Annotated in this window: 10 protein-coding genes; 1 reads left to right on the top strand and 9 read right to left on the bottom strand. The window is 45.2% G+C overall.

What is annotated here, in order from left to right; all coding sequences use genetic code 11:
- Positions 1-96 precede the first annotated feature (96 nt).
- The 4 genes from arsJ to AC1HDP_RS00645 form a co-directional block, all read right to left on the bottom strand.
- Positions 97-1,305, bottom strand: a complete 1,209-nt coding sequence (arsJ, locus tag AC1HDP_RS00660; protein ID WP_479637258.1) for an organoarsenical effux MFS transporter ArsJ — start codon at positions 1,303-1,305, stop codon at positions 97-99.
- A gap of 12 nt (positions 1,306-1,317) precedes the next feature.
- Entirely contained in the window at positions 1,318-2,331 is a 1,014-nt protein-coding gene (locus tag AC1HDP_RS00655; RefSeq protein WP_479637257.1) for an ArsJ-associated glyceraldehyde-3-phosphate dehydrogenase, read from the bottom strand.
- Between the two features lie 337 nt (positions 2,332-2,668).
- Positions 2,669-3,016 (bottom strand): metalloregulator ArsR/SmtB family transcription factor, encoded by a 348-nt coding sequence (locus AC1HDP_RS00650; protein WP_479637256.1) that lies wholly within the window; start codon positions 3,014-3,016, stop codon positions 2,669-2,671.
- Between the two features lie 242 nt (positions 3,017-3,258).
- Complete coding sequence (locus tag AC1HDP_RS00645) at positions 3,259-3,546, bottom strand: ArsR/SmtB family transcription factor (RefSeq protein ID WP_479637255.1); 288 nt, start codon at positions 3,544-3,546, stop codon at positions 3,259-3,261.
- 508 nt (positions 3,547-4,054) lie between these two features.
- Here AC1HDP_RS00645 and AC1HDP_RS00640 point away from each other — a divergent pair.
- Complete coding sequence (locus tag AC1HDP_RS00640; RefSeq protein ID WP_479637254.1) at positions 4,055-5,602, top strand: glutathione synthase; 1,548 nt, start codon at positions 4,055-4,057, stop codon at positions 5,600-5,602.
- A 105-nt stretch (positions 5,603-5,707) separates the two neighbouring features.
- On the opposite strand, the gene AC1HDP_RS00635 is transcribed toward AC1HDP_RS00640, so the two are convergent.
- The 5 genes from AC1HDP_RS00635 to AC1HDP_RS00615 form a co-directional block, all read right to left on the bottom strand.
- On the bottom strand, positions 5,708-6,766 hold the full coding sequence (locus tag AC1HDP_RS00635) for an HNH endonuclease (RefSeq protein WP_479637253.1): 1,059 nt from the start codon (positions 6,764-6,766) through the stop codon (positions 5,708-5,710).
- The gene (locus AC1HDP_RS00630; RefSeq protein WP_479637252.1) at positions 6,766-7,431 is read right to left on the bottom strand and encodes a class I SAM-dependent methyltransferase; all 666 of its coding nucleotides are present in this window, start codon (positions 7,429-7,431) and stop codon (positions 6,766-6,768) included. Before AC1HDP_RS00630 ends, AC1HDP_RS00635 begins: the two co-directional genes overlap by 1 nt.
- Before the next feature lie 355 nt (positions 7,432-7,786).
- A complete protein-coding gene (locus tag AC1HDP_RS00625) occupies positions 7,787-8,809 on the bottom strand; it encodes a response regulator (protein WP_479637251.1) in 1,023 nt (340 codons plus the stop codon).
- Position 8,810: 1 nt separating this feature from the next.
- Positions 8,811-9,806 (bottom strand): response regulator, encoded by a 996-nt coding sequence (locus AC1HDP_RS00620; protein WP_479637250.1) that lies wholly within the window; start codon positions 9,804-9,806, stop codon positions 8,811-8,813.
- Complete coding sequence (locus tag AC1HDP_RS00615; protein ID WP_479637249.1) at positions 9,799-13,581, bottom strand: ATP-binding protein; 3,783 nt, start codon at positions 13,579-13,581, stop codon at positions 9,799-9,801. Before AC1HDP_RS00615 ends, AC1HDP_RS00620 begins: the two co-directional genes overlap by 8 nt.
- Positions 13,582-13,726 lie beyond the last annotated feature (145 nt).

The following is a 13,726-nucleotide window of genomic DNA, read 5'->3' as shown; positions in this document are numbered from 1 at the left end:
GGTAACTAGCTTCAACTTATAATTCGCGCCTATTAGCTTAACTCGCATTCATGTCGATATGAATTAGCCATAAAATTTCGCCATCAAACAAGGCACTTATTGCCGCGGTAATTTAAGGGAAATAATGGCGGCGACGCCGATAAATATCCCTGAAATCACTAAACAGGCGGCAAGGCCTGAGGTTTGATAGACCCAGCCCGATAATAAGGTGCCAACTAAGCGCCCTAAGGCATTGGCCATATAATAAAAACCAACATCCAGTGACACGCCATCATCGCTTGCATAATTGACAATCAAATAGCTATGCAGTGATGAGTTAATCGCAAAGAGCGCGCCAAATAACATAAGGCCTATAAGTAATATGGTGCTGGCATAAAAATCAGTTCTCAGCGCTAAAGCAAGCAAGAATGGCACAGCCGTGAGTATTGCCGCCCAGCTAGCGGCCATCTTACCATTGGGCAATTGCCCATGACTCATGCCGGTAATCCGCGGCGCTAAGCCTTGAATGAGACCATAACCCATCACCCAAACCGCTAAAAAACTGCCAACCGACCAATGATCCCAACCAAGATTAGCGGTTAGGTACACAGGTAACGCCACCACAAACCACACATCGCGGGCGCCAAATAAAAATAATCGCGCTGCTGATAAGCGATTAATTGCAGGGCTCTTTGACAAAATATCAGTGAACTTGGGCTTATGTTTGGCTTTGCCTAAATCAGCCTTAAGGCTCACTAAGCTAAATACCCATACCAGTACTAATGCTAGCGCCATAGTGAGCACCGCGAATTGAAAACCCAAGAGGCTAAGTAAGGCGCCGCCCATAAAAAAGCCGACACCTTTTAAGGCGTTTTTAGAGCCTGTGAGTATGGCGACCCAGCGATACAACTGCCCGTTCTCATCTGCTGGCACTAACAGCTTAATGCTACTTTTGGCGCTCATTTTATTGAGATCTTTAGCTATGCCAGATAAGGCTTGCGCGCTCATCACCCACACCAGACTTAACATATCCGTTGGCACTAGCAGCATAGCTAGGGCTGCTATTTGCAAAAACAAACCAATATTCATGGTCTTATTTAGACCAAAGCGGGCGCCGAGTACGCCGCCCACGAGATTAGTGATTACCCCAAAAATCTCATAAAACAAAAACAACATAGCAATGTTGAGCGGGCTATAACCTAATCCATAAAAGTAGAGCACCACTAACATGCGCAGCGCGCCATCAGTAAGCGTAAATGCCCAGTAGTTACCAGTAACCACCCAATATTGGCGCATTTGCGCAGATAATGTCGTCAACATAGCCATCTTGTCCTGTGGTTAATTAGCTTTATCCATGCGGCCAACCATTAAGGCCAGTTCAGCCGTGCGATTGGCATATCCCCACTCGTTATCGTACCAAGCATACAGCTTGACCTGAGTGCCATTGATCACCATGGTCGATAAGGCATCAATAATGCTTGAGCGCGGGTCAGTTTTATAATCCACTGACACTAATGGCCGCTCTTCATAACCCAGAATATCTTGCAATGCGCCGCTCGCTGCCGCTTGTAAATATTGATTCACTTCGCGCTCAGTGGTTGGCCGACTCACTTCAAATACGCAATCGGTCAGTGAGGCATTAGCTAAAGGCACACGCACCGCATGGCCGTTTAACTTACCCTTAAGTTCAGGGAAAATATGGGTAATGGCGGTAGCTGAACCTGTACTGGTTGGAATTAAACTTAAACCGCAGGCGCGCGCGCGGCGTAAATCTTTATGGGGCGCATCCAATATGGTTTGGGTATTGGTAATGTCGTGAATTGTGGTCATAGAGCCATGCACTATGCCAAGATTTTCATGGATGACTTTAACGATTGGCGCCAAACAGTTAGTCGTACAAGATGCGGCAGTAACTATAGGATGTATGGCTTTATCATAGCGTTGATGATTAACCCCCATCACAATATTTAATACGCCCTCTTCTTTCACTGGCGCTGTCACAACTACGCGCTTAACGCCTTGGGCTAAATAGCTTTGCAGCACGGCGGTGGTTTTCATCTTGCCCGAGGCTTCAATCACTACATCGCAAGCAGACCAATCGGTATCGCTAATGGCTTGATTGCGACTGCAAATAATACGTTTACCCGCTATCACTATCTCATCGCCGTCACTGCGGGCTTCATGCTGCCAGCGGCCATGCACAGAATCAAAGGTTAGCAAGTGCGCTAATGTGGCGGCGTCCCCGGCGGGATCATTAATTTGTACAAATTCCAGCTCTGGCCAATCCCATGCGGCGCGCAGCGCTAAACGTCCCATACGGCCAAAGCCATTGATCCCAATTTTGATGGTCATAGTTATATCCTTTTTCTCTGTGTACATGTCATTGCTGATAGTTAACTACGCAGCCATGCTAAGTCTTTATCGCCATGCTAAGTCTTTATCGCCATGCTTAGCATCTATCGCTCAAGCAATAGGGCTTTACTCCAAACATAGAATTAATATATGAAATATCATATATTTAATTCTAAATTTTAGACATAAAAACTGCATTACATCGCGCGTAACTCAGTTACGCGTTAATCAGCGTCTTTACTCGTGCTTTAACAAGGGCTTTATCAATTAACTCATACCAAACTCATACCGTACCAAAATCATGCCATGCCAATAACTCGTGCCATTGTCAGCCGCATTAACAACAGAATTTAATCCTATCTGGCCGACCACCCATAGTATGCAGCGAGTGAACATTATCTTTAAAAAACAGTGCATTACTAACCGTAGCTTCAGCTAATACGCTAAGACACCAACTTGGTAACTCAGGATTAATTCGATAAAACACCCACTGTCCTTGGCGCCTATCAAGTAATAAGCCACATTGACGCAGCAGCGCTAAATGACGCGATATTTTAGGCTGAGTATCTTGCAGCGCTTGGGTTAATTCGCACACGCATAGCTCGCCTTCTTGCTGGATTAACATCAGGCAACGTAAGCGGGTGTCATCAGCCAAACATTTAAAAAACTGAGTGGGGTTAATCATTCATTTCAATCCTAATTTTTTACAAATCCCTTTGTAGACTAAGCCGTTAATGCAGTGACTTTTTGCTGCAATCTAGCGCCACTGCGCAGTCGCCTTATTGCAAGCATCAATGCAAGCATCAATACAATCATCAATACAATCACTATTAAGCACTACCAAGTTATAATATATGATATTTCACATATATGCATAGCCAAATAAACAAACAAAGCGCGCACGACTGAATGAGCTCGCTAACGCCCTTAGTTACCTGTGCAGCATTCGTCTTGCAAAAAATTCACTAGGCCTTGTAGCAACTGATAATCCGGCACGCAATACAGTAATCTGCCTTCGCGGCGCTGCGAGATAATCCCAGCCGACACTAAGGCACTAATATGGTGCGACAAGGTAGAACCGGGAATGTGCAATAATTGCTGAATTTCGCCAACAGCTACGCCTTCATGACCGCCCTTCACTAAGATTTTAAATAGCGCCAGACGAGTAGGATGACCTAATTCTTTCAGTACTTTAGCAGCGTTATCAATATTCATAAGTGACTCTATACAGTTAATTAATTCGATAGTACCAGAAATATCTATGGCAATGCGAGCATAAATCCAGCGGCACAATACCAAGCGTGTACGGTAAGGATTAAGTGTGTAGCGCTTTGCCAGAGTAATAGTGCGACTATGCTTAATCGCGCTGGCACTAGGACGGTTTCATCCTTAGCACTGCAATATTACGGCACCACAGCACTACATGCGCGCCTTATCATAGTGCATCCATAATTCTGCTATTCCAGAAATAAAGTATTGTCAGCCACCGTACTTACTACTATCATTCGATAATATTAGAAATGATTAGTGAGCCAAAACTTAACACCGCAGCGTACTTAAACACAGATATTAAGCATGACGAGTTTGATAAGAAGGCTTACATTAAATGAAAGCTCTCTTTAAAATCAGAGGATTGCCGCCATGCATAGCATAATGTTAACCATGGCGACAGCGTGCGATTTTTAATATTATGCGACTCTTAGATAACCCTAGGTGATTAACAATGAAGATGTCAGCCACAAGTAAAGATGAAGCCATTAAGTGGGCGCTGGCTCATGCCATGGCATTTAAAGCATCGCCTAGCACTGCCCGCCACGTGCCTTTTAGCCTAACGCCAACGGCTATTAGTCTTAAAAACTATCAACAATTACAAGCCGCTAGTGAGCTAATCGCACAGTTGATGGATGCGGTGTCACGCCAAGATAGCTTTTTAGATCAAGCCATCAGCCCAGTGGCAGCCAATGATCCCTTTTTTGCTGCCTTACTTAAGATGCACCGCAGTCTTTATCAAGCCAGCACTAAGCCTGAGCGCGTCCCTTTACTTGTGATCCGCAGCGATTTTCTAGATGATAAAGAGTTTGGCCCAAGGCTGGTTGAAGCCAACAGCATAGCCGCTGGCATGGGGCCATTTGGGGCCATGGCCCATAAGTTGCACCAATTTTTGCTTAGCCAAGGCCATGTCGAGCTAAACCAAAACCAAGCTCAAACCCCAGTACAACATCCAAAGCAAGCGCAGCCTTTACACATTAAAAAATCAGCACTCATTGAAAACCCAGCCATAGAGCGCTTAGCCAGTGCCATAGCCGCCGCAACCCTCAAGATAAAACACTCCTTTAATGATGACGGACCAGCAAGATTCTTGATGCTAGTGCAGCAAGATGAAGACAATGTGTTTGATCAGTATTTACTTGAGCAAGCATTGCAGCAATTAGGCATTCACACTATCCGCCGCACGTTTAGTGAGCTTGAAGGGCAACTCACAACCGGCGCGCCGCATCGACTAATGCTCAATGAGGTCGGCAGTATTGATACTGTGTATTTACGCACAGGTTATCAGTTTAAGGATTATCTTAAGCCAAACACGACCGCTAACTACTCAGATTTTATGGCCATTCGAGTATTGATAGAAAGGCATAAGGTCGCCGTTAATGCCACCGTCAGTCAGCAACTTGCCACCAGCAAGCGAGTGCAAATGCTGTTATCTCACTTAACGTCTTCAAGCTTCAGTGAATTTGGCTTAACTCTGGAGCAAGCCACATTCATAAAACCCATATTGGGTGACATGTTAGCCATCAATGCCAACAGTATTAATGAGGTAAGCTCGGCCCCACTTGATGCTTGGGTATTAAAAAACCAAGGTGAAGGCGGTGGTCACTGCCTATTTCGCGCCGATATAGCAAGTAAACTCGCTCAGTTAACCCCTGCTGACTATCCAGAATGGTTATTGATGCGCCGCATTCATCCGCGCCCAAGTACTACGCCAACCTTAGTGGTGCGCCATGGCGAGCTTGAAGTGGTACATGATTTAGTCGCAGAAATGGGGATTTTTAATGTGTGGTTTGACGGTAAGCCAGCGCTAGCAAATTGTACTTTTCCGCAAGAATCAGCTAAGCCAATGACGACTATGCCAAGTTCAAGCCTTGCCAGCCAGGTTCCAAATTCAAGTTTTGCCGGCTATTTAATTCGCAGTAAATCTGCCAAGGTCAATGAAGCTGGCATACACAGCGGCCAAGGGGTACTTGATTCATTGATGCTGATTGATGCTGATTGATGCTGATTGATGCTGATTGATGCTAGTCTCGATTAAACCTATGGCATAAGTAAACATTAAGTCGCAGAGTTAACATATCGCGGCAGTGAAACTAGATAATCATTTTTACGCAGCGCCACTTTGATCTATGGCTATTGATTCAAAAGCGCTGAATATTTTACCTTCGCGCCACAATGGGGCGTTATTGTGCTCGGCAAGTTGATAGGCCCAACTGCTAACGGCTTGAGATCGCAAACTATCACAAGTGAAATAACGACCGAGTTCAACATTGATATTTGGGCCATGTTCGATAATATTCTGGTTAAACCAGCGGTCGCGATGAACTATTGCGGCCAAATGATCGCGCTTGGCATTGTTGCAGCGGCTATGGGCTAACACAAAGTTATGACCAAGATCGCTTGGGTAACGCGCCCACGGGATAAAGTGATCAACTTCACCCGATTCGTTTAGCGGTTTTTGACAGTAAAAACAGCAGCCAGACTGAATATCTGCAAGCACAGGTCTAGCCTTACGAAGAGCATTGCGATCGCTACCAAATAAAAACTCTGACAAGTTGCCTTGGCTGCCAATCAATTGATGATTGGCAGGATAATCACATACCTTTTGCAGCCAATGGCTACGCGTCAATGACACCACTAAATCATGAAAACGGCGGAAACAATAAGCTATGCCGGGATTGAGCACTATATGGTCTTGCTCGCTATGGTGCGGGTAGTAAAAACACTCAGCTTGGCCAGCCAATAATTGTAAGCGCCACAACGGGCCATTTTTAAAGGTTGTGCGGGTTTTACTCATGAGTTTGCGCCAATCGGGGTGGCCTTTTAACTGTGTAATGCTATTCACCCCTTGGCGGCGAAACTCAGCCAAGGCATTGATAAGTGCAGACTGACTACCCGAGTTTTGCCGCAAGATTACGGATTGTGAGCCTTGGCTGCCATAAGGGAGTGATTGCTGCCAGTAAAGCTCGATAAATTTCTCAACTAATTCATCTATGCTAATGCGATTTACCAGCGTCTTATCATCAAGGTGTGGCCGTTCGATACAAATATCTGCCAAGGCATGCAGTAAGGCAAACTTGTAGGTAGCAACAAAGTCCCCTTCCACCAATAGGCGTTGCAGGTAGCCAATAAACTCTAGCTGTTTGGCGGCATTTACTTGTGTCATTACGCCTTAACACCCTGCATAGTCAGCACTACTGTTTGCCATTGCACCTGGTTGCGGCCTAATTGGTCTTGCTCTAGCGCAGAAGATTGCAGCAAATGCAAACCTAGTGGTTCACCAAGACGAGTTAATTCATCAAGACTCACTGGATGCATGACTCGTTCATCAGGGCTATCGCCATGGCGCAAACTAATAATGAGTTTACCTTGCGCCTTAAGAAGGCTGGCAAGATTTGTCAGAGCATCACTTCTATCACTTGGCTCAATATGCATCCATACGGCGCTAAGTAAAATCAAATCAAACTTGATAGCCAATGCCTGAGTCAGCCCAAGCGTTGGCAAGGCATCATTCAACCAAATAACAGGCAAGGGATGCTCGCATTGTAGCGATGCGGTATGTGCCTTACCGATAGCCGCCAACGCTTGGGCAGGTTCAATGGCATAGACTTGCACAGGATGCTCATGGGTTGACAGCTCGGCCAAATACTTGGCATCGCGGCCAGCGCCAGCACCTAAATCCAGCAAGCAACAACATGATGGAGTAATGCCAGCAGTGATAAGCACATGTTCAAGCACATTGACCCATGCTTGATGCACAGCGCTAAAACTGGTGGAGTGATACTGCTCGGCCAGCGTGCTGGCATGATCATTATAAAAACGCTGGCTCATCTTGACTCTACTCTGGTTACCTAAAAGGCATTAACTGCCAATCACTTAGCGCGAATAGCTTGAGTGTATCATGGCTACTGAGCCATTTTGGCAATGTCACTCACAAGTTGACTTGAAATTCATGGGGTAATTCACGGTCTGACTGAACTGTGATGAGCGTTTATCTAAGGGCTAACTTGTGATTTTAATTCAGGTAATTAGTCTCATTGATAAATCTAAAGACCAATCACTTACTTTAGACCCATGATAAAAATATCGACTATTGCTTTAAGGATGGGAGAACATCATATTTTTTAAGGGTTTGGGTTTGGCTTACCCTAAGCAGTTACCCCTTAACATTAACTGTGACTAGCCATTAGGCGCAGCTAGAACTTCTGTCATTCGGATGGCTTTCTTGCCAGTCGATTTGCACTTGTTTTACTTTTTCAAGCATTTGTGGCTGCAAAAACAAGGCAACTAAGGTCGGGTCAAACTGCAGGCCTGCGCCATCGGCTATGGCTTGGCAAGTGTCGGTTAGTGACCAAGAATCCTTGTAGGAGCGGCAGCTAGTTAGAGCATCAAATACATCGGCAATGGCAACTATGCGGCCAAATAAAGGGATTTCTTCGCCTGCTAAACCAAAGGGATAACCACTACCGTCCCATTTTTCGTGATGAGTTAAGGCGATATCGCGCGCGGCTTTTAATAAGGGAATATCATGATCCCCGATAATTTCTGCGCCGATAATCGGATGCAGCTTCATGATATTCCATTCACTTTCATCAAGCGCCCCAGGTTTTAGCAAGATATGATCCGGCGTACCAATTTTACCAACATCGTGCATAGCCGCGGCATGAAACAAAATATCAGCATCTGTGTCAGATAAACCATAGGCAAGCCCAAGTAAGCGACTGTAATGACTCATACGAATGACATGGTAACCGGTTTCATTATTTTTATATTCGGCGGTGCGGCCAAGCTTTTGAATAATCAATAAACGGGTTGATTCTAATTCTTCAAACCGCACTAAAGATAAATGGTTTTTAACCCGGGCGAGCACGCGCGCGGCGCTTATAGGTTTAGTAATATAATCAACGCCTCCCGCCTCAAACCCTAAGGTCTCATTGGGTTCATCGACTAAGGAAGTGACAAAAATAACCGGAATTTTAGCGGTGCGCGGATTGTGTTTAAGGTGCTTACAGACCTCAAACCCTGTCATGTCAGGCATCATCACATCAAGCAAAATAATATCTATGGCGGGATATTTAAGGTTCTCTAGGCGACTAATTGCATCTTTGCCAGATTGCGCGAAATACACGCAGTAATTCGCTGACTCCAAAATCGCCTTAAACAGCAATAAGTTCTCTTTAATATCATCCACAACCAAGATGTTAGTCATATTATTGTGACCCTGCCCGTAGTGGTAACACAATATGGATTTGGGTATGAGTAGCTTGCGATTGGCAACTGATCTTACCGCCATGTTTATGGGCTATGACGCAGACATTCGCCATGGCAAAACTCACGAACACATCAGAGGTATCATGTGTATCGGCCAAGGGGTCGCTCCATGCTTCAATGGCATCCATGGACACCATAGGGCCTTTATGACTAAAGATAAAATCAGCATGAGTGTCCAAATCACGCACCGAAAGTTGAATTGTGTCGCTTGAGCGCCCGGACATAAAGTTAAGCACCGCCCTAAACATCTTATCTAACAGACTGTTATCCGCCGCCAGCGTTAAGCCAGAGGTGCTTTCGATATTGGCCTCTATGGCATGTTGGTTTTTTACCGACGTCAGCAAGTCACTCAAATAGCGCTTAACTGGCACGGTATTTAAGCGAATTTCGGTCTTTTTAAGATGGAAATACAAGAGTAATTGATTAAGGCGCTTTTCGGATTTAGTTAAAATCGGCAAGCAGCTCTGGGCATCACTATTAAGCGCGACTATGGCTTCTTTATTTTGCGCAAGTTCATGACTTAACATGCGAATAGACAAACTTATCATTTCAAGCGCGGTCGGTTGCATTAACCGCACTTTAATTCTTGAGATTAACTCATTCTTATTAAAGGGTTTAGTGACATAATCCACCGCGCCTAAGGAAAATGCCTTGAGCTTGCCTTCCACATCATCAAGTGCTGATAACACGATAACCCGCGTGCGCCAAATCCGATCCCAGCGGCGCAAGCGTTCTAACACCTTGTAACCGTCGGTTTCTGGCATCATGATATCCAATAACACTACATCGTAACTATCTGACTCTAATAATTTAATGGCATCTGCGCCATTTAAGGCGAAGGCCACATCATAATAATCTGAGCCTAAAATACTGCGCAGTAATTTTAAATTTGCCAGTTCGTCATCGACAGCAAGAACCCGTATTTTTCTATCCATGGGATTGCTCCATTTGCTGGTTTAGTTGTTCTGCACTTTGATCTATAACCCCAATTGCGCCGGTAAAATCAAAATCTTCGGTTAACTCCACCAGCAACCCCGCTAACTCGGTTAATCCATAGCCGAGTAACTGCTGGCTCAAACATTCAAGCTCTGCATCATCAAGCATACCTCGCCCTAGCTTTTCCCTAAAAATCAATAACTTTTCTAATAATCCATCAATCTCTATCAGCTCAATATTCGAGTCTAACGTTAGATTTTTTTGCGGCTCAAGCGGTAACTTGTTAATGGCGGACGTGACCGCAAATAAGGCATCTTCTAACTCGCTTAATAAGCCTAATAATTTAGCCCCTGGCGCCGAGTCACTTAAGGCATCGTCGAGAAGTCGCGTAGCATCATACAAATTTGCCATACCAAGCCCCCCTGCGACCCCTTTAAGTTTATGAGTCGCGCCCTTAGCTCGCTGATACTCATTCTTTTCTAAGCATTGATTAATTTCGGTGACCAAGCTTTGCCAATTGCTTGGAAATTCCCGCAACATTTTTAAATATAGGCTCTCATCGCCCCAATTATGCAAGGCTTTATCGACTTGAATACAGTGGCGGACATTAGCAAATCTGTCATGTTGCTCTAGTGCTTCTTGCGCTGGAGTGAGCACACTATCAACGCTGGATAGCTCAAAATGCAAAGGAACTAATTTGGCCATTTCACTATTAAGATGTGCAAAATCAACTGGCTTCATCACAAAGCCATCCATGCCCTCATCAAGACATTGGTCAACATCGCGCCGCATGCCGCTTGCCGTTAAGGCGATTACTGGCACTGGGCGCCCTTGCTTAGCTGCATATTCCTTAATGCGTTTATGGGCCTCAAAGCCATTCATATTGGGCATATGAATATCCATTAACACCAGATCGTACTGACCTTCGGCTAACTCAAATAATTCCACTGCCTCAAGACCATCTTTTGCCCAATCAATCTGATGCTGCTCTCGGCCTAAACGGGTCTGAATTAATTCGGCATTAACCGCCACATCCTCTGCCAACAAGATTTTTAACGGCTCAAGCAATCGATAGCAGGTAAGCGGATTATCTTCTTGAAACTGCACCTTAGTTTGATCTTTAGCCGCCGGAGCATAAATGGTGAAATAAAAGCGCGAGCCAACACCAAGCTCACTTTCAACCCACATTTGCCCGCCCATTTTTTCCACCAATTCGCGGGAAATGGTTGTGCCAAGCCCGGTGCCACCATAACGGCGAGAAATAGAGCCATCTGATTGCACAAAAGGTTTAAAAATATGTTCTAGCCTATCGTTAGCAATTCCAATACCAGTATCTGCCACCACAAAATTGACTAGTCCGCCTTGGCTACTATCGGTCAGGTAAGCACTTACTTTAATTTCGCCTTTTTCGGTAAATTTAATGGCGTTACCAATAAGATTAATCAGCACTTGCCTCAGTTTGGCGGGATCAGAAACCACTAAATTGGGCACGTTAGCGGCCACTTGATAACTAATTTTCAAGCCATTTTTCAGAGCTTGTAGCTCCATGAGATTAATCACAGAACCTAAGGTACGACGTATATCAAAGGCTAAACGCTCAAGCTCCACTGAGCCGCGCTCTAATTTAGTTAAATCTAAAATGTCATTTAATAAGCCCAGCAAAGAATGCGCTGATTTAGAGACTGTCGTGAGATGGCGTCTTTGCTCCCGCGTCAGCTCAGTATCTAGAACTATTTCTGTCATGCCGATGACAGCATTCATTGGGGTGCGCAGTTCATGACTCATATTAGCCAAAAACTCTGACTTAGTACGGTTGGCTAATTCCGCCTCATCTTTGGCGTTACGCAAACGTACTTCGGCGGCTTTTCTGTCGCTAATATCCCTAAGCACCATAGTGTAAGTTTGCTGGTATTTACTGCGCACGCAGGTCACAGATACTTCTACCGCAAACAGGGCGCCGCTCTTATTAATGGCGAGCGTTTCCACTTGCGAACGCATTTTTTTAGTGGTGCCGACTAACAAGCTAGTAAACCAAGCATCGATATTCGGGATATGATCGCAGTCCGCCATGACTAACGCTAAGTTCTGGCCAAAGATCTCTTCTGCGCGAAAACCAAACAGATTTATCGCTGTGCGATTCAGCTCTTTAATAGTGCCATCAGGGTCAACCACTAACAGCGCATCACTCATAGTATCTAAGGTGGCCCGCAGTTGATGCTCGGCTTGCTGCAAGGCTAACGTGCGGACATTCACTTTTTGCTCCAGCGACATATTTAAATCGCGCACCCGCTTTTCATAAGCCTTGAGTTGGGTGATATCTGTGCCTACCGCCACATAGTAACGTTTAAGGTGCTCGCTGGTATTAATGGGCGCAAAGTGCACATGTAGCCAAGAAGGATTATTAGGGGTGGTGGCATCTTTAAGTAACACATCAGCGCACTCACTATTAGTGATGGCTTGAGTGAGCGTGGTTACCGTTGATGCTGGGGTAAATTCACTGTCTAAATAACGGCACGTTTGCCCAATGATAGGGCCCACCGCATTGTCATGTCCTTGGCTATAGGTTTGATTGGCATAAACCACAGGGAAATGAAATTCTGCGGTATCAAGGATCGCTAGGCTAATGGTCGATGTCGCCATAGCGCCATCTTTAAGCTGTAAGTCGTGGCGAAGATAACGATTAGCCTCTTGTAGCTTAAGATAATCTTGCTGCATGGTTTGATATTGTTTAAGTAACCCTAGCAACGGCTGCCAAGCCGCTGTTACTGCGCGCGGTAATTTTAAACTCATGCTTTGCGGCGCCGCATTAGCTGACCCGCTTTGCTCTATGACATAGTGCGATAACTGCAATAAGCGATTAAGGCCACGGGTGATGTAAATAAACCATGCTGCCGTTAACACGAGCAATAAGATGATCAGCTGCAATGAGCGCCAAAACCAGTCTTGCTGTAATAATTCTGGGGAGGCTTGCAATGGCGTCATCGCCAATTGTAAATGCCAAGGATGCAGCGGCTGTAAGCTTGGATAAAAGGCGACTGTGGTTGAATTGAGCTTACCGCCCTCGCTTGGCGTGCTCGATTCACGCGCCGCATAATCAATGCGCCATTGCAGTAACCCCTTATCATCGCTTAATAATAGCGATTGCCAGCCAAAGGCCTTTTTGTCTTGTTGCTGCACTTGTAGAAAAGATAACAGGCGTTCTGCATCAATCAGCCACAATAAATAATGCCCCCCAACTTTGGCTTTAGTGATAAATGCTAATTGCTGCAACGCCTTGTCGTTAACCACTAAGGCATACAAGCTCGGAGCACTGTGAGTGATGCGCGGGTTTTGCAGCCAAACCTCGGCGTAGATTTGATTCACCTTAGCCGCAGACAGAGATAAAGAGGCAGGTAGCACAGAGGCATGTACGCTTGGGTCATCAAGTAACTGCGCTTTGGGGTTATGAGTCACCAATTGGTGGTCAGTATCATAGAGGCCGATAAAATCAAATTCAGGGAAAATCTGAGCTAATTGTCCTAACTTATCGCTGTCACTGATATCTTCGGCAAACTTAAGTTCATCAAAAGCAGTGGTAGCCAGTATGGCTTGTTGTTGCCATGCAATTAATTGTTTACCTAAGGCATCGCCCACGTCTTGGGCGTGATAGTCAATCAGGACTTGATGTTGAGTATGACCCGTTTGCGCTTGATGCTGGAATTGCAGCCATAGCCAACCGATAGGCACAAGTAGCAATAACCCCATCCCTAGTAATAATTGACTCCTTAATGACATTATCCCTAACATCCAGCATCTCCATAATTGGATAAACTAGAGTATAGCCAAGCTTAGTTAAGTTGATGAATTATCGATTAAGAAATCCCAGCCAATTATCATGCGTCAGCTCAAACCAACAAGGCTTGCGGCCATTGTTCTGGGT

This window comes from Shewanella sp. ISS20 (genome assembly GCF_056522965.1).
Note: the sequence above shows the minus strand (reverse complement) of the source record. Positions and strands in the feature narration are given on the sequence as shown.